Origin of the sequence: Amycolatopsis dendrobii (assembly GCF_014145675.1) — a bacterium.
In the GTDB taxonomy this organism is placed as follows: domain Bacteria; phylum Actinomycetota; class Actinomycetes; order Mycobacteriales; family Pseudonocardiaceae; genus Amycolatopsis; species Amycolatopsis dendrobii.
In genome coordinates, this window is sequence record NZ_JACGZW010000007.1 from 343,507 (window position 1) to 361,704 (window position 18,198).

19 protein-coding genes are annotated in these 18,198 nt (G+C 68.3%); 6 read left to right on the forward strand and 13 right to left on the reverse strand.

Translation table 11 applies throughout. The features are described from left to right. Positions 1 to 97 precede the first annotated feature (97 nt). Together H4281_RS22390 and H4281_RS22395 are read right to left on the reverse strand one after the other, a co-directional pair. Entirely contained in the window at positions 98 to 748 is a 651-nt protein-coding gene (locus H4281_RS22390) for a hypothetical protein (RefSeq protein WP_182892883.1), read from the reverse strand. Positions 749 to 750: 2 nt separating this feature from the next. Then, positions 751 to 1,419 carry a hypothetical protein gene (locus H4281_RS22395; protein WP_237597622.1) on the reverse strand — a complete coding sequence of 223 codons (669 nt, stop codon included), beginning with the start codon at positions 1,417 to 1,419 and terminating at the stop codon, positions 751 to 753. A gap of 114 nt (positions 1,420 to 1,533) precedes the next feature. Between H4281_RS22395 and H4281_RS22400 the strand changes: the two genes are divergently transcribed. Continuing rightward, entirely contained in the window at positions 1,534 to 1,911 is a 378-nt protein-coding gene (locus H4281_RS22400; protein ID WP_182892884.1) for a nitroreductase family deazaflavin-dependent oxidoreductase, read from the forward strand. A gap of 12 nt (positions 1,912 to 1,923) precedes the next feature. Continuing rightward, positions 1,924 to 2,454 carry a GNAT family N-acetyltransferase gene (locus tag H4281_RS22405; protein WP_182892885.1) on the forward strand — a complete coding sequence of 177 codons (531 nt, stop codon included), beginning with the start codon at positions 1,924 to 1,926 and terminating at the stop codon, positions 2,452 to 2,454. Between the two features lies 1 nt (position 2,455). Here the strand turns inward: H4281_RS22405 and H4281_RS22410 are convergent, their stop codons facing one another. The 4 genes from H4281_RS22410 to mug all read right to left on the reverse strand — a co-directional run bounded on the left by H4281_RS22410 (position 2,456) and on the right by mug (position 6,507). Next, positions 2,456 to 2,731 (reverse strand): GlsB/YeaQ/YmgE family stress response membrane protein, encoded by a 276-nt coding sequence (locus H4281_RS22410; protein WP_043831620.1) that lies wholly within the window; start codon positions 2,729 to 2,731, stop codon positions 2,456 to 2,458. Positions 2,732 to 2,890: 159 nt separating this feature from the next. Further along, positions 2,891 to 4,735 (reverse strand): acyl-CoA dehydrogenase, encoded by a 1,845-nt coding sequence (locus H4281_RS22415; protein WP_182892886.1) that lies wholly within the window; start codon positions 4,733 to 4,735, stop codon positions 2,891 to 2,893. 158 nt (positions 4,736 to 4,893) lie between these two features. Continuing rightward, the gene (locus tag H4281_RS22420) at positions 4,894 to 5,682 is read right to left on the reverse strand and encodes a response regulator transcription factor (protein WP_182892887.1); all 789 of its coding nucleotides are present in this window, start codon (positions 5,680 to 5,682) and stop codon (positions 4,894 to 4,896) included. 246 nt (positions 5,683 to 5,928) lie between these two features. Continuing rightward, the gene (gene mug / locus H4281_RS22425; RefSeq protein WP_182892888.1) at positions 5,929 to 6,507 is read right to left on the reverse strand and encodes a G/U mismatch-specific DNA glycosylase; all 579 of its coding nucleotides are present in this window, start codon (positions 6,505 to 6,507) and stop codon (positions 5,929 to 5,931) included. A 29-nt stretch (positions 6,508 to 6,536) separates the two neighbouring features. On the opposite strand from mug, the gene H4281_RS22430 reads away from it, so the two are divergent. Continuing rightward, positions 6,537 to 7,175, forward strand: a complete 639-nt coding sequence (locus H4281_RS22430; protein ID WP_246412177.1) for a class I SAM-dependent methyltransferase — start codon at positions 6,537 to 6,539, stop codon at positions 7,173 to 7,175. Between the two features lie 183 nt (positions 7,176 to 7,358). On the opposite strand, the gene H4281_RS22435 is transcribed toward H4281_RS22430, so the two are convergent. Both H4281_RS22435 and H4281_RS46270 read right to left on the reverse strand, forming a co-directional pair. Beyond that, positions 7,359 to 8,000 (reverse strand): VanZ family protein, encoded by a 642-nt coding sequence (locus H4281_RS22435; protein ID WP_182892889.1) that lies wholly within the window; start codon positions 7,998 to 8,000, stop codon positions 7,359 to 7,361. A 103-nt stretch (positions 8,001 to 8,103) separates the two neighbouring features. After that, complete coding sequence (locus H4281_RS46270) at positions 8,104 to 8,229, reverse strand: hypothetical protein (RefSeq protein WP_281390455.1); 126 nt, start codon at positions 8,227 to 8,229, stop codon at positions 8,104 to 8,106. Positions 8,230 to 8,399: 170 nt separating this feature from the next. Here H4281_RS46270 and H4281_RS22440 point away from each other — a divergent pair, with 170 nt between their 5' ends. Both H4281_RS22440 and H4281_RS22445 read left to right on the forward strand, forming a co-directional pair. Continuing rightward, the gene (locus tag H4281_RS22440; protein WP_182892890.1) at positions 8,400 to 10,088 is read left to right on the forward strand and encodes a bifunctional metallophosphatase/5'-nucleotidase; all 1,689 of its coding nucleotides are present in this window, start codon (positions 8,400 to 8,402) and stop codon (positions 10,086 to 10,088) included. Positions 10,089 to 10,186: 98 nt separating this feature from the next. Beyond that, positions 10,187 to 10,528: an MmcQ/YjbR family DNA-binding protein gene (locus H4281_RS22445; RefSeq protein WP_376771926.1), complete on the forward strand. Its 342-nt coding sequence runs from the start codon at positions 10,187 to 10,189 to the stop codon at positions 10,526 to 10,528. Here H4281_RS22445 and H4281_RS22450 read toward each other — a convergent pair. From H4281_RS22450 to H4281_RS22460, 3 genes are read right to left on the reverse strand one after another with little or no spacing between them, the layout of a single operon-like run. After that, complete coding sequence (locus H4281_RS22450) at positions 10,518 to 12,356, reverse strand: VanW family protein (RefSeq protein ID WP_182892892.1); 1,839 nt, start codon at positions 12,354 to 12,356, stop codon at positions 10,518 to 10,520. The genes H4281_RS22445 and H4281_RS22450 overlap by 11 nt on opposite strands. A 24-nt stretch (positions 12,357 to 12,380) precedes the next feature. After that, positions 12,381 to 12,713, reverse strand: a complete 333-nt coding sequence (locus tag H4281_RS22455) for a GroES family chaperonin (protein WP_037808959.1) — start codon at positions 12,711 to 12,713, stop codon at positions 12,381 to 12,383. Between the two features lies 1 nt (position 12,714). Then, the gene (locus H4281_RS22460; protein WP_182893030.1) at positions 12,715 to 14,544 is read right to left on the reverse strand and encodes a thioredoxin-like domain-containing protein; all 1,830 of its coding nucleotides are present in this window, start codon (positions 14,542 to 14,544) and stop codon (positions 12,715 to 12,717) included. Between the two features lie 169 nt (positions 14,545 to 14,713). Here H4281_RS22460 and H4281_RS22465 point away from each other — a divergent pair, with 169 nt between their 5' ends. Beyond that, positions 14,714 to 15,286, forward strand: a complete 573-nt coding sequence (locus tag H4281_RS22465; protein ID WP_182892893.1) for a hypothetical protein — start codon at positions 14,714 to 14,716, stop codon at positions 15,284 to 15,286. Between the two features lie 3 nt (positions 15,287 to 15,289). Here H4281_RS22465 and H4281_RS22470 read toward each other — a convergent pair whose 3' ends face one another. Both H4281_RS22470 and H4281_RS22475 read right to left on the reverse strand, forming a co-directional pair. Next, the gene (locus H4281_RS22470) at positions 15,290 to 15,745 is read right to left on the reverse strand and encodes an SRPBCC family protein (RefSeq protein ID WP_182892894.1); all 456 of its coding nucleotides are present in this window, start codon (positions 15,743 to 15,745) and stop codon (positions 15,290 to 15,292) included. A 17-nt stretch (positions 15,746 to 15,762) separates the two neighbouring features. Next, entirely contained in the window at positions 15,763 to 18,066 is a 2,304-nt protein-coding gene (locus H4281_RS22475; protein WP_182892895.1) for an oxidoreductase, read from the reverse strand. Between the last annotated feature and the right edge of the window lie 132 nt (positions 18,067 to 18,198).

Below are 18,198 nucleotides of genomic sequence, written 5' to 3' on the forward strand. Positions count from 1 at the left end.
CGCGAGCGGGTCGGCACAGTAGAACTGATCCGGCCTCGGCCGCCCAACCGACGACAACGGGAAAGCGTCTGCGATTTCAGACAGTCCACATAGGACGTCAGCCTTCCACCAATTCCCACGGCGCGCCCGGCTCCGCCCGGTCGAACACCTGGCCCGGCGCGGCGAGCAGGGTCGACGCGACGTCCGGGTACAGCTGCACGACGTGTTCCAGTTCCAGGCCCTCCACCTCGAAATCCTCCGCTTCGGGAACCTCGAAGCCGACGAACAGCCACGTGCCGTCCTGCTCGCGGACCACTTGGCGGACCGCCCGCGCCGGCGCGTCCGCGGTCGTTCCGATTTCGGTCAATCCGGTGCTCAGCTGGACTTCCTCCACCGGCGAACCGGGGTGCGTCCAGGCTGCGATCCGGGCCTCCCGGTGCACGAGATCCTCGTCCAGGTCATCGGAATCCGACACCGAACTGAGCAGCCAGGTACGGCGGTCCGGGTCCCAGTCCGCGGCCATCCCCGGCGGCACGTCGGCCAGCGCGACCAGGTGCGGCAGCAGGGTCACCGCCTCGCGCAGCGCCGTCGCGCCGAACAGCTGGCGGTTGACCTCCATGTCCTCTTCGAACTCGGCGCCGTCGCTGATGAACCAGTCGTCGTCATCGTCAAGGACGACGAAGGCCAGCTTCTCCGGATGATCCACCAGGTCGTGCGCGATGATCACCGGGGATTCCGGGTCCTGTCGCAGCGGCCATTCCTCGGACATGTTCACTCCCCGTCGTCGATTACCTGCAACCACTCGGCATCCGGAGCCTCGCGGAAGAACACCTCGCCCGGTTCCGCGTCCAGCAACTCGACGACGTCCGGGTACAGCTGCGCCACGTGCCCGAGCTCCAGGGTGTCAACCTCGACGTCGGTCTGCTCGTCGGGATCCGGCACCTCGAAGCCGACGAACATCCACGTGCCGTCTTCTTCCCGGCTGACGTAACGCACACTGCGCGCCGGTGCGTCCGCCGCGGTGCCGATCTGCATCAACCCCAGGCTGAGGTTCACCTCTTCCATCGGCGATCCGGCGTGCGGCCAAGCAGCGGCGCGCGCCTCCCGGTACGCGCGGGCCTCGTCGTCATCGCTCGGCACGAGCGGCGAAATCAGCACCCAGGTCCCGTTGCCCGCGTCCCACTCCGCACCCATCCCGGCTGGCAGCTTGGCCAGCGCGGTCAGCTGCGGCAACAGCTCGACGACGTCGTGGAGGCACATCGTGGCGAACTGCTCTTCGTCGAGTTCCGGGTCTTCGCCGAACTCCGTGCCGTCGCTGACGAACCAGCCTTCCTCGTCGTCGAGCAGCACGTGATCCAGCTCCTCGGGCCGCTCGATCAGCCCCCGGGCGACGAGCACCGCCGCGTGCGGTTCCTGCCCCATCGGCCAGTCCTGCGCCATCCCCGCTCCCCACCTCGTGTCCACGTGCGGGCCCATCCCACCAGACCCGCCCGCTCAGGTGCACAGCGCGTCTCCGGCAGGAAATTCCACGCTCGTTGGATTAGGCTCGAGGGCATGGTGCTGCCCGAACGTCTCGCCCGGTTCAACCGCGTGGTCACCAACCGGGTCACGAAACCCTTCGCCGACAAACTGCCCGGATTCGGGGTGGTCGTGCACCGCGGCCGGAAGTCCGGCCGCGAATTCCGCACCCCGCTCAACATCTTCCGCACCGACGACGGATTCGTCGTCGCGCTCACCTACGGACCGGACGCCGACTGGGTCCGCAACGTCCGCGCCGCGGGCGAGGCGGAGGTGATCACGCGCGGCCGTAAATACCGCGTGCGCGATCCGGAACTCGTGCATGATGAGTCGCGCCGGCCGATGCCGCCCGGGGTGCGGCAGTTCCTCGGACTGGTCGGCGTCACGGATTTCCTTGTGCTGAAACGAGAATGAGGGGGAGCGCGGATGCTCACGGGGAAGCTGGTGCGGCTGCGGGCGATCGAACCGTCGGACGCCGAATCGTTTTACCGCTGGATCCACGACCCCGAGGTCGGCCGGTACATGACCGGCGACCATCCCCGTTCGCTCGCTCAGCTGCGCAAATGGGGAGAGGAACGCCCCGTCAACAAGTACGAGAACGTCGCGCTCGGCATCGAATCCCTCGAAACGGGCAAGCTCATCGGTGCCGTCGACCTGCGCGATGCCCGCCCAGAGATCGGTCGCGCCGAACTGGACATCTACATCGGCGAGACCGACCACTGGGACGGCGGATACGGCACCGAGGCGTTGAAACTCATGTGCCGCTACGGGTTCAACGTGATGCGGCTGCACCTGATCGCGCTCTGGGTGGTCGCCGAGAACGAGCGCGCCCGGCACGTCTACCGCAAGGTCGGGTTCGTGGAGGACGGCAGGCACCGCGAATGCCATCGCGGGCCCGACGGCAAGTACCACGACATGTACCTGATGAGCCTGCTCGAGCCGGAGCTGAACGACTGAGCTAGCTCTTGACCTGCCGCTTGCCCCACAGGCTGGCGGCGAGCGTCACGCCGATCGCGGCCAGCACGACCTGGGTGATGATCTCCAGCCAGTCGATGCCCTTGGTGTCGGCGTAGCCGATCCCGCGGGCGATCGCGGTGCCGACGAACGCGGCGACGATGCCGACGATGATCGTCAGCCAGATCGGGATCGCTTGCTTTCCAGGGGCGACCAGCTTGCCGAGCAGGCCGAGGATCAGGCCGATCACGACCGCGCTGATGATGCCGGAAACCGCCATGGCGAAACTCCTTCTGCCGAGAGGATCGGGCCCGACCGGTTTAGCCCGGAACCCGAGGCGCCAAACCCGGCTTACCGCCCGTCCGCCCGCACCGCTACCGGAAGCAGGAAAAATGCCCCGGTCCGGGTGCGGAGCGGGGCATTTTTCCAGCGAGTGCGATCAGAACGCGGCTTCGTCGATCTCCATGAGCGCGTTGTCCGCGGCCTCCACGATGGCGCGGCGCGAGGTCAGCTCCGGCAGCACGCTCTTCGCGAAGAACGACGCCACCGCCAGCTTGCCCTCGTAGAACGGCTTGTCCTTGGCCGACGCGCCGTTGTCGAGCTTGGCCAGCGCGACCTCGGCTCCCTGCAGCAGCTTCCAGCCGACCAGCAGGTCGCCCACCGACATCAGCAGCCGCACGGTGTGCTGGCCGACCTTGTTGATGTTCTGCGGGTCTTCCTGCGACGAGGTCAGGTAGCCGATCAGCGAGCCCAGCATGCCCTGGGTGTCCTCGAGCGCCTGCTTGAGCAGCGCGCGCTCGTTCTTGAGCCGGCCGTTGCCCGCCTCAGACTCGATGAACTTGGTGATCTCGCCCGCGACGAACGCGAGCGCCTGACCCTTGTCGCGGACGATCTTGCGGAAGAAGAAGTCCAGCGACTGGATCGCCGTGGTGCCCTCGTAGAGCGAGTCGATCTTCGCGTCGCGGATGTACTGCTCGATCGGGTAGTCCTGCAGGAAGCCGGAACCGCCGAGGGTCTGCAGCGACTGCACGAGCTGCTCGGTGGCACGCTCGGAGCCGACGCCCTTGACGATCGGCAGCAGCAGGTCGTTGACGCCGTGCGCCAGCTTCAGGGCGGCTTCATCGCCTTCGCCGGTCCACAGCTGGTCCTGGAAGGACGCGGTGTACAGGTAGATCGCGCGCAGGCCCTCGGCGTACGCCTTCTGCAGCATCAGCGAACGACGCACGTCGGGGTGGTGCGTGATCGTGACGCGCGGCGCGGCCTTGTTCAGCATGTTCGGCAGGTCAGCGCCCTGCACGCGCTCCTTGGCGTACTCAAGCGCGTTCAGGTATCCGGTGGACAGCGTGGCGATCGCCTTGGTGCCGACCATCATCCGGGCGTACTCGATGACCTGGAACATCTGCGCGATGCCGTCGTGCACCTCGCCGAGCAGCCAACCCTTGGCCGGGGTGCCGTGCTGGCCGAAGGTCAGCTCGCACGTGGTGGACACCTTGATGCCCATCTTGTGCTCGATGTTGGTGACGTAGGCGCCGTTGCGCTCGCCGAGCTCGCCGGTCTTCGAGTCGAAGTGGAACTTCGGGACCAGGAACAGCGACAGGCCCTTGGTGCCCGGCTTGGTCTCGATGCCGGGACCCTCGGGACGGGCCAGCACCAGGTGCATGATGTTCTCGACCATGTCGTTCTCGGCCGAGGTGATGAACCGCTTCACGCCGTCGATGTGCCAGGAGCCGTCCTCCTGCTTGACCGCCTTGGTGCGGCCCGCGCCGACGTCCGAACCGGCGTCCGGCTCGGTGAGGACCATGGTGGCTCCCCAGCCGCGGTCGATCATCAGCTGAGCCCAGTGCTTCTGCTCTTCGGTGCCGTTCTTGTCCACGATCATGGCGAAGTTCGGACCCGCCAGGTACATGAACAGCGGGGCGTTCGCGCCGAGGATCAGCTCGGCCGCGGCCCATTGCACCGTCGGAGGCAGGCCGAAGCCGCCAAGCTCGTTGGTGAGGCCGAGCCGCCACCATTCGCCGTCGACGAGCGCCTGGTAGCTCTTCTTGAACGAGTCGGGAATCGTCACGCTGAACGTCTTGGGGTCATACACCGGCGGGTTGCGGTCCGCGTCGGCGTAGGACTCGGCGAGCGGGCCGGTGGCGAGGTTGTTCAGCTCCGACAGCACGCCGCGGGCGGTCTCCTCGTCCGATTCGGCGAGTACGCCCTTCCCGAGCCGTTCCTGCACGCCGAGCACCTCGAAGAGGTTGAACTCCAGGTCTCGGACGTTGCTCTTGTAGTGGCCCATGTCGTCACTCCGTGTCGTGTTCGGCTTTCCGGCCGGGCACTGGTTCCCTTACTCGCCGGTAACATCAGGATATTACCTACCAGTAACCAGAGCAAGCGAATCCGCCCTTCCAGGGGTGGATATTCGCTCGGAATGACGGGTCGACCAGGGGGCCGGGCTCACCGGGTGCTGCGCGCCACGGCCTCCTGCACGGCCGCGGGGCCGGCGCTGTCGTCAAGCTGAGGGACCAGGATGCCGCTGCGGAACGCGATGGTCACCGCGTGTGTCCGGTCGCGGGCGGAAAGCTTGCGCAGAATGCTCTTCACGTGGGTCCGCACGGTTTCCACGGACAGGAAGAGCAGCTTCGCGATCCCCGAGTTCTCCAGCCCTTCGGCGACGAGCTGCAAAACCTGGTACTCGCGCCGGGAAAGCGGCATGGCGCCCTTGGGCTGCACGAGGTGACCGTCGACCGGAGCGGCTCTTGGCGACGGCTCGCGCTTGGGCCGCGCGGTGAGCGCGGACAGCGCCGGGTCGATGTAGCGCCGGTCGTGGTGCGCGCGCCGGACCGCCTCGGCGAGCCGCCGCGAATCGACCGCGCGCGGAACGATGGCGTGCGCGCCCGCCCCGATGGCGGCGGCGAGGTACTGCTGGGTGCGGTTCGTGTCGCGCACGAGGGTGACCAGCACGAGTGCCGGATCGCCCGCGTTGAGCAGCTTCGCGAGGTGGCAGTTGGGGTCGAGCGCGGAGTCGAGGATCACGACGTCCGGACGGACCTGCTCGCACAACTGCATCGCCGCGTGGTGGCTCGCCGCCTGGCCGGACCAGTGCAGGCCCAGCGTGCGGTGCACCATCGCCGCGATGCCCTCGCGGAAAATCGGGATCGGGTCGACGACCGCGACTCCCAGGCTTCGACCGCCGGCTGGCTGACCGGCCGACATGGGCGTTCGGTGGGGCTCGATGCCACGCATCTCGGGCCTCCGTCCATCTCGGTCGCTCCCGGTGACCGGCACGCCCCCTCGGCGTGCCCGCCGGTCCCCCCTGCCGGAACCGGCCGGGAACGACACCTTGTCCCTGGTTCGACTCCGCCGAGAGCGGCTTGTGACGCGGTTTCCCCCTCATGGCCGTAACGGGTGGTCGCAGCAAACTGTGAGTAGAAAAGTGGCCGTGAAATGCGGGCGGACGGCGCAGCGAGGGGCCGCCCAGGCGGGTTAGCTCTACTGAGGGTTTAACTGCTCGGGTGAATCTCCGATGACCGCCCGTGCGCGCAGCCGACCGAACTCCTCGGCGAGCGTTTTCGGGGTCCAATGGGCGTTCAATCCGCTCGGATTGGGCAGCAGCCAGACCTTCGTTGTCCCAATTGTCCGATCCTGTGGCCCGACGGCGGCGCGGCGATCGCCGAACGCGACGCGGTAGGCGGTGATTCCCACCACTGCCAGCCAGCGCGGGCGGTACTTCTCGACTTTCTTGGTCAGGATCTGCCCGCCCTCGCGAAGTTCGTCGTCGGTGAGCTCGTCGGCGCGGGCGGTGGTCCTGGCCACGACGTTCGTGATGCCCAGGCCGAGGTCGAGGAGTTCGTCCTGTTCGCTCGGGTCCAGCAGGCGCGGGGTGAAGCCGCTGGCGTGCAGGGCGGGCCAGAAGCGGTTGCCGGGACGGGCGAAGTGCAGGCCGAGCGCGCCGGAGTAGAGGCCGGGGTTGATGCCGCAGAACAGCACGTTCAGATTGGGGGCCAGGACGTCCGGGATGGTGGTCCCGTGCGCGGCGGCTTGTTCGGCCTTGGTGGGTTTGGCGGGCATGGGTCCAGTTTCCCGGCACGCTGGACGGTATGAGCGTGACGCCTGACGGCTGCCCGGTCGACCTTTATCTGCAACTGCCCGCCGCCGGCGAGCCGGAGGTGATCCACGGTGCGATCCCGGCGGGTGCGGCGGTGCTTGAACTCGGCTGCGGATCGGGCCGCGTGACGCATCCGCTGCTCGCGCTCGGACATCCGGTGGTCGCGGTCGACGAATCGGCGGAGATGCTCGCGCACGTCGCCGGCGCGGAGACCGTCTGCGCGCGGATCGACGAGCTTCGGCTGGACCGGCGGTTCCCGGTCGTCGTGCTCGGCAGCCATCTGGTCAACGGGCCGGATCGGCAGGCGCTGCTGGCGGCGGCGCGGCGGCATCTGACCGCGGACGGACAGCTGCTGGTCGAGTGGCATCCGCCCGCCTGGTTCGATCAGGTCGCCGACGGCTCCGGTGGCCGGCTGGGCGAGGTGCGCATCGCGCTGGAAGGCGTCCGGCGGGACGGCGACCGGCTCTGCGCCACCGTCGTCTACGCCCTCGGCGGCCAGACCTGGAAACAGTCCTTCACCTGCGAAAACTTTCCCCTCGGCCCCGCGCTCGACCAAGCCGGGCTGAGGTTCGAGCGCTGGGTCACCGCTGACCGGGACTGGTTCTCCGCACGACCTTCGAACGCGGGGTAGCCAACCCGGCGCCGGGCTCGGTAGCCTGTGTGATCTCTCGCACAACGGCGTCGATGAGGAGAGCACATGCAACTGTGGCTAGTGCTCGGCCTGGTAGCACTGATCATCGCCATAGCCTCGTTGATCGTGATCCTGGAAGACCGCCGCGCGGCGCGCCAAGCCGCGATCGCGAGACGAGCGCGGTTAGCGCGTCTCGGCGAGATCGATCCGCTCGCTCCGGGCAGGCTCCACGCGGAGGGTTGAAGAGATCGGCCGGAGAGCGAGCAGCAGCGCGCCGGCCAGCCAGCCGAGACCGGATCCGAACGTGTTGGTCATGAGGTCGTCGACGTCGAAAATCCGGTAGACGAACGGCGCGGTCCCGAAGTTCGCCGTGAGCTGGGTGATCTCGACGGCCAGTGAGGCCGCGAAGCCGATCGCCAGCGCGCCCACCAGACCACGCCGCCACAGCACCCTGGCGAAGAAGCCGAGCGGGACGAACAACAGCACGTTCATCGCGGCCTGCTGGAAGGTCTGGGTGGTGAACCAGTCCGCCGCCGACAGACCGTGTTTCACCAGTTCGGTGTGGATGTCCGCGATCCACTGGAACGGCTGCAGCTGCACCGTCTGCTCCAGCCGCCTGCTGTGCGGGCCGGGCAGCGGAAGGAAGACGACCGCCAGCGCCATGCACGCGTAGAACACGACCGCCGCCGTGGTCGCCAGGCCGCGCAGTTGCGGGCGGCCGTGGCGCGCGAACTGGAGCACGAGCTGCGGGACCAGAATCGTCGCCCATACGGCGAGGAACCCGATGAACCCGTACTGCAGGGCGGTGACCTGTGCGTTCGTCATACCGAGAACGCTATTGATCTTGCCGGCGCGGCACTTCGGTCGAAGAGCCGGAGCCGTCGCGACCGGGATCGGCCAGATGGCCGAGTGCTCGCCGACCGATCGGTCAGCCCTCGCGCGACGGCGGTTCGTCGTCGCGGTCGACCCGCTCCGAGCGCCAGGCCGCGAAGACGGTGCCGGCGATCAGCAACAGCACCACGGCAAGCGTGAGCACGACGAGCTGCAATTCCATTTCGTCCCCCTCGGCACCCAACGCACAGATCGGCGCGGCGCGGGCGAACGTTACCGAAACTTTCACCCGGCACCGGCCGTTCTGCCCTGGTCAGGACCGTCCGATTTGGGCAGACTGCTTCGCCGGGCGTCCGCATCAGGGGTCAAGCGGGCGCGAACACCGGAGGAAACATGAAGCTCTTCACCCGGCTCGCGGCCACCGCCGCGGCCGCACTGGCCGCCGTGGCCGTCACGAGCGCGCCCGCCGAGGCCGCACAAACCGCCGACGTCCGGATCATCGCGTTCAACGACCTGCACGGGAACCTCGAACCGCCGTCCGGGTCGAGCGGCCGGATCACGCTCCCGGACGGGTCCAAGGTGGACGCGGGCGGCGCGGCCTATCTCTCGACGCACGTCAAGCAGCTCGAGGCGCAGGTGCGCAATTCGATGGTGCTGTCCTCGGGCGACAACATCGGCGCGTCGCCGGTGATCTCGGCGCTGTTCCACGACGAACCGACCATGGACTTCCTCAATGAGCTCGGCGTGAAGGCGTCCGTGGTGGGCAACCACGAGTTCGACGAGGGCTACCAGGAGCTGCTGCGCATGCAGTTCGGCGGCTGCAACAAGACCGACGGCTGCCAGTTCCGCAAGAGCTACGACGGCGCGCGCTTCCCGCTGCTCGGGTCCAATGTGTACTTCGACAACGGGCTGCCCGCGCTGCTGCCGTTCAGCATCCAGTACTCCGGCGGCGTCCCGGTCGGCGTCATCGGCGCGACGCTCAAGGATCTGCCGTCGGTCGTGACGCCGGAAGCCATCAAGGGCCTCAAGTTCGGCGACGAGGTCGAGGCGATCAACCGCACCGCGAACATCCTCGACCGGCTCGGCGTGAAGGCCCAGGTCGTGCTGCTGCACCAGGGCGACGAGGCGCTGCCAGGGGCGGGCCCGAACGACTGCAAGGTCCAGCCGGACGGCGACGCCGCGACCATCGCGAAGAACGTGACGCCGAAGGTCGACGCGATCTTCACCGCGCACAGCCACCAGCAGTACAACTGCGTCGTCAACGACCCGGCGGGCCAGCCGCGTCCGGTGATCCAGGGCGCGTCGTTCGGCCGGCTGCTGTCGGTGGTGGACCTGAAGATCGACCGCCGCACGCGTGACGTGGTCCGGTCGCAGACCAAGGCGCACAACGAGATCGTCACCCGCGACGTCACCCCGGACCCGGCCGTGACGAAGCTCGTCGACGAGGCCAAGACGAAGGCCGCGCCGATCGCGAACAAGCAGGTCGGCACCATCACCGCGGACCTGCCCGCGGCAGGCGGACCGTCCGGCGAATCGCCGCTCGGCGACGTGATCGCCGACGCCCAGCTCGAAGCGACCAAGTCCAACAACGCCGTGATCGCGATGACGAACCCGGGCGGCATCCGCGCCGACCTGACGTACAAGTCGTCGTCGGCGGGCGAAGGCGACGGCGTCGTCACCTACGGCGAAGCGTTCACCGTGCAGCCGTTCTCGAACATCATGCAGACGATCACGCTCACCGGCGCGAACCTGAAGAACGTGCTGGAACAGCAGTGGGGCCAGTCCGGCGGCACCAAGATCCTGCAGATCTCGAAGTCGCTGCACTACACGTATTCGGCGGCCGCTCCGGTCGGCTCGCGAGTCTCGAACATCACGGTCAACGGCACCGCGGTCGACCCGGCGGCCAAGTACCGGGTGTCGGTGAACAACTTCCTCGCCGCCGGCGGGGACGGGTTCACCGAGTTCACCAAGGGCACCGACCTCGCGGGCGGGCCGGTGGACCTGGACGCGTTCATCGCCTACCTCGGCGCGCATCCGGGCATCGCTCCGCCACCCGCGGACCGGATCACCGCGACTCCGTAGTTCCGTCCGGGAAGGACTCCTTGAGGGAATCTGATTCCTTCGAGGAGTCCTTCCCGGCTCTCGTTTCTCCAAGACGTCGGCGGGCAAGTGGGGGCACGATGGTCGACATGACGATGACCTGGGACGACGTGACCGCGTGGGCACGGGAGGAGCTGCCGGAAACCGAGGTGGCCACCTGGTACCGCACGCCCGCGCTGAAGGTGGCGGGCAAGGGTTACGCGCGGCTGCGCACCGAGGCCGAAGGCGGGCTGGTGCTGTTCGTCGGGCTCGACGAGAAGGCCGCGCTGCTCGCGTCGGGCGATCCGGCATTCTTCACCACGCCGCACTACGACGGGCACGGCTCGATCCTCGTGCACCTCGACCACGTCGATCCGCAGCAGCTGCGGGAGCTGCTCACCGAGTCCTGGCGGTCGAAGGCCCCGGCCCGGCTCAGCAAATGACGATCGGCTGCGGCGAGTACGTCGTGCTGCGGCTTTCCTCGCGGACCTCGCCACCGCTGGCGAGGTCGTAGAACACCCTGGTGTCGCTGACGGTGAACCCGGACGCGCCCGGCGAGGCGTGACACTGACCGTCCGGACCAGGCCCCAGCTGCACCGTCGGCGGCACCTGGTTCGACGGCGCGCCGCTGCGACCTTCGACACGGAAGTGCTTGGTGCCCCAGATCTTCACCGTGACCGAGCCGCCGCTGACGCTCGCCTGGATCGCGAATCCGGTCGGATCGTTGTTGGCCAGCTTGAGGTCCACGGCGTTGCCGGAACTGTCCACGGCCACCGCGTCGCGGCCAGCCGGGTAGCGGTCGATGAAGTGGTCGTGTGCCGCGTGGCCGCCGTCGCCGAGACCCGCCAGGTAGGCCGCGTTGTACAAAGTGGACGAAAGCTGCGAAAGCCCGCCGCCGGTGACCGCCGGGCCGGTGCCGTCCTCGTCGACCGGCGCGGACGCGTAGCCGCCGCCGCGATAGTCGTTGAGGCTGAACGACTCTCCCGGTTTCACGACGACGCCGTTGATTCGTCCGGCGAGCGTGGCGACGTTCGCCGCGGCCGGGCCGCTGAGCCCGCCGGTGGTGTACTCGCCGATGACCTCCTTGACGCCCAGCGCGTTCGCGCCGTCGGTGGTCAGGTTCGGGTGCTTCTGGTCGTAGGCGACCGGCAGATCGCGGCCAGCCGGCTTCGCGAGCACCTCGGTGAGGGTCTTGAACGTGTTGGCCCAGTTGATCTTTCGCCCGTCCTCGGACGGGGTGACGGCCGGTACGCCGGAGTCGAGGGTGATCTGTGCGTCCTTGCCGTCCGCCTCGGTGGACGCCAGGTCCGGCTGGACGGCCGCGCGCAGCTTCTCCTGGTCGATCCGCAGTTCGAGGCCGCCGCCTCCGTTGGGCTGGAACTGGAACGAAGACGCGATGGCTGTCGGTTGCAGCGTGGTGTCCTTGCCCTCTCCGTGCAGCACGACCGGCGCGGCGACCGCGGGCGCGACCACGGTGTCCAGCAAGCGGTGGACATCGGAGGAGGTGGTTTTCGCCGGGGTCACGGCCATCTTCACCGTGACCCCGCGGGGTGAAAGCCAGTCCGCAACCACGGATTGCACCGCGGCCTGGACGTCAGTTAGCTCCTGGCCCTGCCGCGGCTCGACCGCATACGCGGCGACCCCGTTGTTTTCCTTCGGCGTGAACCCGATGCTGCCCTCGACCAGCGGATGGTTGAGCTGCTTGCCCGCGAGTTGCTGAACCGCGTCGGTCACCTCGAGCTGGTCGCTGCGCGTCACGACGCCCACCTCGCGGGTGGTGAAGAACGACAGCAGCCGGGTAACCGGGCTCCACGGCTGGTGCCCGGCCTGGGCGAGCGTGCCCGGCCAGTCGAGGCCGAGCCCGGAATCCGCGGGCACGAGCGTCGCGGTCACGTCTCCGGCGTGGACCGGCACCGGACGGGTCAGCCGCGGCTGGAGTTCGCTGTGCAGCTTGGCTTCCGCCTCGGCGTACGACAGGCCGCCGACGTCGATCCCGGCCACCTGCACGCCGCGCGGCACGTCGCCGGCGCTGGTCATCAAGTCGATGGTGTAGAGCAGCACGAAAAGCCCGAGCAGACAGCCGACGATCATGAAACTGCGGCCGACGCGTTTGCGGAAGCGGCGGAAAGGCGTGTCCGGCGGCGGGGGCGCGTCGGCCACCGCGAAGATCTCCGTGGCCAGATCGGATTCGCTGACCAGGGCGGGGTCGTTCAGCAGCTCGTCGCTCAGCAGGTCGTCGGCGAAAGCCGACGAACGGTCTTCTTCACGCAACGCCTGCCTCCCCTGGTACGGGAGCTACAGGTAAAGCCCCGTGCCGTGTTCGGTCCGCTCCGTGGCCACCGCGTGGATGTCGCGCTCGCGCATCACCAGATGGCCCTCGCCCTGGATCTCGACCTCGAGCTGGTCCTCCGGGTTGAACAGCACCCGGTCTCCCTGCTTGACGTTCCGCACGCTGTTGCCGACACCCAGTACATCACCCCACACCAGCCTGCGCGCGACTTGCGCGGTGGCGGGAATCACGATGCCGCCGCTGCTGCGGCGCTCGCCTTCCTCCTGCGACAACCGCACGAGGACGCGGTCGTGCAGCATCTGGATCTCGAGCTTCGGCGTGTCCGGCACGCCAGCCATGCTACTGACCGGTTGCCGCAGCCTTCGGCTCGCCCGCCATCATCAGGCTCAGCGCCTTCCCCCCTCCGTTCTCGAACCGCACCGGAACGCCCCAGTCCTGCCGGGTGATCCGGCATGCCGGGTGCTCGCCGCCGTCGTCGCAGCTCGCGGCCTGCGCCACTACCTGCAAGACACCTTCGGTCGCGCCCTCGGCGAACTTGATCCGCCGAACGAGATCAGTTCCGACCCCGGCCCCGTCGGCGAGCAGTTCCGGCGGCGACGCGGTGATCTCCAGCCGCGTCGAAGGCCCGTACCGCTCGTCGAGCTTCTCGCCCGGTGGCGGGGTGAACACGACGGAAAACTCGATCTCGCCAGGCGCGAGCACGGTCGGCGGACGCTGCACGGCTTGCCGCGTGCCGGCGACGGCGGTCGCTTGGCCATTGCCCCCGAGCGGGGTAACCCGGTTGCCCGCCGACTCCACGACGTACAGCTCGCCATCGTGGCGCACCAGGCCCTGCGGTTCGGCGAACCCGGTCGCGAGCGTCGTGACGTCGCGAGTGAACGGGTCGTAGCGGCGGATCGCGCCGTTGTAGGTGTCGGCGATCGCGACCCGGCCGTCGGGCAGCACGGCGAGGCCGAGCGGATGCTGCAGCAACGCCTGGTCGGACGGGCCGTCGGCGTGGCCGAAGGTGAACAGGTCCGTGCCGACCGCGGTGTGCACGGCGAACGATTCGCCCGCCGGTTCGATCCAGCGCAGGGCCGAGGTTTCCGCGTCGACGAGCCACAGTTTCTGGCCGTCCACGGCGAATCCGGACGTCTGCGCGAAGAACGCCTCGTGCACGTCGCCGTCGCGCAGGCCCTCGACGGTGGTGCCGGCGAACCGGCGGATGGCGCCGGAGACCGGGTCGAACACGCTCAGCGTGTGGTTTCCGGCCATCGCGACCACGACGCCGCCCGCCGGGGCCCACCAGGTGACGTCCCAGGGACTGGTCAGGTCGATGTCCAGCGCTTTGCCGGTGTCGGTGCCGTCGCGCCACTGTTTCCCGGTTCCGGCAACGGTTTTCACCTCGCCGGTGTTGAGGTCGAGGCCGCGCAGGCGATGCCCGGCGGTGTCGGCGACGACCGCGTGATACCCGGCACGCTCAGCGACTTCGTTGGGCAGCAAGGCGATTCCGGCCGGTTCGGCGAACTGGGCCAGGTCGAACGGCCCGTCCTGCGTCCCGCGCACGCCGCTGCCGAAGCGGCGGATGACGGTCTCGCCGTCCGAAGCGAACTCGACGATGGAGTGATGTCCGGTGTCCGCCACCAGAATCCGCCCGCCCGCGGTCACCACGGCCTTGCTGGGGAAACGCAGTTCGGTGCGCTGCTCCTCGACCGGCACGTACGGGCTGCCGCCGCGGCGGAGGGTGCCCTTCGCCTCGTGCTTCGCGACGAGGTCGGCGATCACGCGGCGTAGCGCCTCGCCATGGCCTTCCCCGGCCGCGACGTGCACGACGTAGCCCTCGGGATCGACGACGACCAGCGTCGGCCAGGCCCGAACGGCGTACTGCGACCACAGCTCCATCTTCGGGTCGTTGACCACTGGATGGTGCACCTCGTACCGGCGCACCGCGGCTTCGATCGACGTGCGCTCGCCCTCGCGGCTGAACTTCGGCGAGTGCACCCCGACGGTGACCAGCACGTCGGCGAATTCCTGTTCCAGCGGACGCAGTTCGTCCAGCACGTGCAGGCAGTTGATGCAGCCGCTGGTCCAGAAGTCCAGCAGCACCACGCGTCCGCGCAGTTGCGCCAGAGTCAGCCGGTTGCCGCCGGTGTTGAGCCAGACGTCGCCGGTCAGCTCGGGCGCGCGCACGCGGGCTTGCCGGGCTTGCGGTGAGGAAGTCACGGGAGGAGTGAACTACATCCGGTCACGCAGTGTTCCGTCAACCACGGCTGGAGAGAAGAACCTCACCCCGGCGAGGGAGCTCATTCCGGCGAAAAAGGACGCGCGGACGCGGGGCGGCGCTACGTACGCTTCGGGCATGACACACGTTCAGCCGGCCGAAGCCTTCACCGTGGAGGAGGCCCGCATCCTGCAGCAGAATCTCGGCGAGCCCTTGCGGCCTGGCCTCACGCCCGCCGAACTGAGCGACGTCGAGGACCAGTTCGGCTTCACCTTTTCCGACGACCACCGGGTTTTCCTCACCGCGGGGGTGCCAGTGGGCGACCGCTGGCCCGATTGGCGCCACGGCGACCCGGACCAGCTGCGCAAACGCCTGGACTGGCCGGTCGACGGCGTCCTGTACGACGTGGAAAACAACGACCTGTGGCTGCCCGAATGGGGTGCCCGGCCGAGGTCGATGTGCAACGCGCTCGCGGTCGCGCGCCGGCACCTGGCGACGGTGCCGCAGCTCGTGCCGGTGTGCGGACATCGGTACCTGCCCGCGACGGCCGGGGAATCCGGGTATCCGGTGCTGTCGGTGTACCAGACCGACGTGGTCTATTACGGCTGGGACCTGCGCAGTTACCTGCGGCACGAATTCGGCGGGGAGCCGCTGGGAGAGGAACCCGCGAACGTCCGCGTCGTGGAGTTCTGGTCCCGGTTCGTGGAATGAGCGCTACTCGACCGCGCTCTTCAGCCGCGCGAGCGTCTCCTCGATGTTGAGACGGTTGGTCACCGAACGGTCCTTGACCCCGGTGGCCACCACGGTCAGTGGGGTGAACCAGCCGGGCCGCTGGTCCCACATGCTCTCGGTGACGACGCAGCCGTCGCCCGCGGGCTCGATCACGTACTCCCAGCGGGAGACCGGGATCGGCCCGAGCTTGACGTCGAAGGCGAACCGGCGTCCCGCGTCCGCGGCCGTGATGACGACCGTCGTGGACCACCGGCGCACGCCGCGTCGGTTGCTGCCGCGGAATTTCGCGCCGACCGCCGGGCCGGTCGCGCCGCCGAGCCAGCGGTGCCCGCAGTACTCGGTGGCCGCCCCCGCCAGCGCGCCCGGGTCGCTGACCAGCGCATACACCTTCGCCGGAGCGGCGCTGACCTCGATCTGACCCGTCGCATCAGGACTCACATACCCAGGGTATGGGATCAGGACTCCCGGCGCAGCATCCGGCTCACGCCCGCCGCGACCGTCGTCGCGAGGATCCAGCCGGACGCGGTGAACCCGGCCGCCACCCAGTTGTCCGCGCCGTGCATGTACCAACGCGACTTGTTGCCGAAGTCGACGATCGGCACCAGCAGGTCGGCGGTGTAGATGACCGGGTTCCACTGCAGGCCGGAGTCCTGCTGGTTGACGAGACACCGCGGACCGCTGGTCATGTAGCGGCCGGTGTGGTCGTTGACGCAGTCGTCCTTGCCGAGGCCGAACCACAGACTGCCCAGCACCAGCAGCGTGAACAGCCAGCCGAGCGCGCGCACCGGACGGAAGCCGTAGCCGACCATCGACCGTTGCAGCCAGCTCCACACGCGGACGCCGGGGCCGAAGAACTTGAAGCCCTTGGCGAGCGCTTCGTAACGGAACTGCTGCTTTCGCAGGGCGACCGTCGAGGCATGCTCTTCGTTTCCGGCCGCACGCAGGGTTGCGGCGAGCTGGTCGTACGGCCCTGGTCGATAGCCGCGCATTGCCTTGCGCAGCAGCTCGATCCGATGGTCCAGCGCTTTGTCGTCGTCGAGCGCGATGCCGTGTTTCAGCGCGTCGTAACGGAAATCCTCGAGTTCGAGACCGTCGGTGGCATTCCAGATCTCCTCGTTGTCGGCCAGCGCACCGCAATGCGCTCTGCGCAGCCGGACCGAGCCGGTCGGCGCTTCGGCAGGAGACAGAATGAACTCGTCCGCCGTGACGTCGCTGGCGTCGAGCGCGATATCGTGCGGGGCAAGGGATCCGAGCTTCGCGCCGTTCATGTCGAGCCTTCGCGCGATCTGCGCGCCGTCGAGGTTCACGCCGCCCTCAGCGAGGAACGGGCGGTCTTTGTCCTCGGTCAGCACCAGGTCGCGGCCGATCCGCGCGGTACGGATGTCGAGGGAGAAGCTGCTCGATTTCCGTTGTCCGGGCTCGGTTAACAGCGTGCCGAACATGTTCACGCTGCCGCCGACTTCCGCCCCCTGCAACCTCAGCGTGCCCTGCAGTGTGGCGTCCGTCAGCTGGAAATTCCCGGAGATTTTGGCCCTCCGCGCGGAAAACACGTCCCGTCCCGGGTGCAGGAACATCGAATTCCAGGCGAGGAAGTTGCCGCCGACAGTGACGTCCGCGAGCCGCAACTGCCCGATCGGCACCCGGAGATTGGTCGCCTCGATGTCGCCGCCGATCGTGGACCCGTCGAGGTGCAACGCCCGGTCGTAATACGGCGTGGCACGGCCGCGCACCATGGTGATCTCCGCGCCCGCGAGCCGCAATGAGCCGCCGATGCGCGCGTTCACCATGCGAAGCGTGCCGAACGCCCGGAGCCCATCGGACAACTCGAGGTTGCCGTCCACCTTGAGCCGATCCGCGACCAACGCCGGCCGCGGATCGAGGTACGGATCGCCGGATTTCCAAGCGTCCACGACGATCGGCCCACGCTGGTCGACCTGAAGCCGCGCCTCGCGCATGACGATGTCACTGTCCACAGTGGCGCTTGGGAGGTAAAGGACTCCCTTGGCGGAGAACCGCTTCCGCTCGCTCGCCGGACCGTAGTTGTCGACCTCGCACAGCAAGCTGCCGCCGATGTGCAACCCGTTCCCGTTGAACGCGAAGCCATCCGGGTTGTCGAACGTGGCCCCGGAGAAGTTGACGTTACCGCCGGTCCGCATGCCCGGAAGGCGCACCTCGCCCTTGGCGACCATGCGATAAGCCAGCAGAGCACCGGTAATCACCAGGCGATCGCCCTGAATCGCCTTGCCGTGCGGATGGCTGATCGTGGTCCGCGTGAGCACGACCGACCCGTCGATCACCGCGTCGGTGAGATTGACCGCGGCGTTGGGCATCCCGCGCTCACGATCGTCCCCGCGCTGCACGGTAGTCGTCTCCAGCTCGAATTCGTCCGCCGCGATTTCCACCGTGCTGCGAATGAGCCTGACGTCATTCCGGCTGCGTAAATTGCGCGCCCTCAACCCGGGAAGCCAGCATTTCCGGAAAACGAGCCCGAGCAGCGTCGCCTCGCGCACGTCCGGCGGATGCTCGAACCGGCAGCGTTCGAACTGGAAGAGAAAATTGAGGTCGGCGGCACGAAGATCAAGGGTCCCGGTGATGTAGGCGTCCTCGACCAGCACGATCGGCGCGTTGGTGGCCTGCCGTCTCCAGCGAAGGATGCCGCTGCTGCCAGGTTTCAGCAGGTCCGCGGCCTTCACCTCGTACCGCTTGTCGGGAACCCCGGCAAACGGATCAAGCGGCGGCAAGGTCGTATCGGTCGGCACGAGCCCCTTCTCCCCACGATCGTCAGCCCTCAGGGAATCGGATCAACGGCGGATGGGCAAGGGGCCGGGCGGAGTAGTGCGCGGGGGTCCTTCGCTCGGTTACTGGCCGCTTGCGGATGACTACTGGATTGA

Bases quoted from the DNA above. Each gene is read 5' to 3' on its own strand.
- H4281_RS22420 (WP_182892887.1), bottom strand. From the start codon at position 5,682: ATGCGTGGCATCGAGCCCCACCGAACGCCCATGTCGGCCGGTCAGCCA.
- H4281_RS22395 (WP_237597622.1), bottom strand. From the start codon at position 1,419: ATGGCGCAGGACTGGCCGATGGGGCAGGAACCGCACGCGGCGGTGCTC.
- mug (WP_182892888.1), bottom strand. From the start codon at position 6,507: ATGCCCGCCAAACCCACCAAGGCCGAACAAGCCGCCGCGCACGGGACC.
- H4281_RS22390 (WP_182892883.1), bottom strand. From the start codon at position 748: ATGTCCGAGGAATGGCCGCTGCGACAGGACCCGGAATCCCCGGTGATC.
- H4281_RS22465 (WP_182892893.1), top strand. From the start codon at position 14,714: ATGACACACGTTCAGCCGGCCGAAGCCTTCACCGTGGAGGAGGCCCGC.
- H4281_RS22445 (WP_376771926.1), top strand. From the start codon at position 10,187: ATGGTCGACATGACGATGACCTGGGACGACGTGACCGCGTGGGCACGG.
- H4281_RS22415 (WP_182892886.1), bottom strand. From the start codon at position 4,735: ATGGGCCACTACAAGAGCAACGTCCGAGACCTGGAGTTCAACCTCTTC.
- H4281_RS22435 (WP_182892889.1), bottom strand. From the start codon at position 8,000: ATGACGAACGCACAGGTCACCGCCCTGCAGTACGGGTTCATCGGGTTC.
- H4281_RS22405 (WP_182892885.1), top strand. From the start codon at position 1,924: ATGCTCACGGGGAAGCTGGTGCGGCTGCGGGCGATCGAACCGTCGGAC.
- H4281_RS22440 (WP_182892890.1), top strand. From the start codon at position 8,400: ATGAAGCTCTTCACCCGGCTCGCGGCCACCGCCGCGGCCGCACTGGCC.
- H4281_RS46270 (WP_281390455.1), bottom strand. From the start codon at position 8,229: ATGGAATTGCAGCTCGTCGTGCTCACGCTTGCCGTGGTGCTGTTGCTG.
- H4281_RS22400 (WP_182892884.1), top strand. From the start codon at position 1,534: ATGGTGCTGCCCGAACGTCTCGCCCGGTTCAACCGCGTGGTCACCAAC.
- H4281_RS22455 (WP_037808959.1), bottom strand. From the start codon at position 12,713: ATGGCTGGCGTGCCGGACACGCCGAAGCTCGAGATCCAGATGCTGCAC.
- H4281_RS22410 (WP_043831620.1), bottom strand. From the start codon at position 2,731: ATGGCGGTTTCCGGCATCATCAGCGCGGTCGTGATCGGCCTGATCCTC.
- H4281_RS22430 (WP_246412177.1), top strand. From the start codon at position 6,537: ATGAGCGTGACGCCTGACGGCTGCCCGGTCGACCTTTATCTGCAACTG.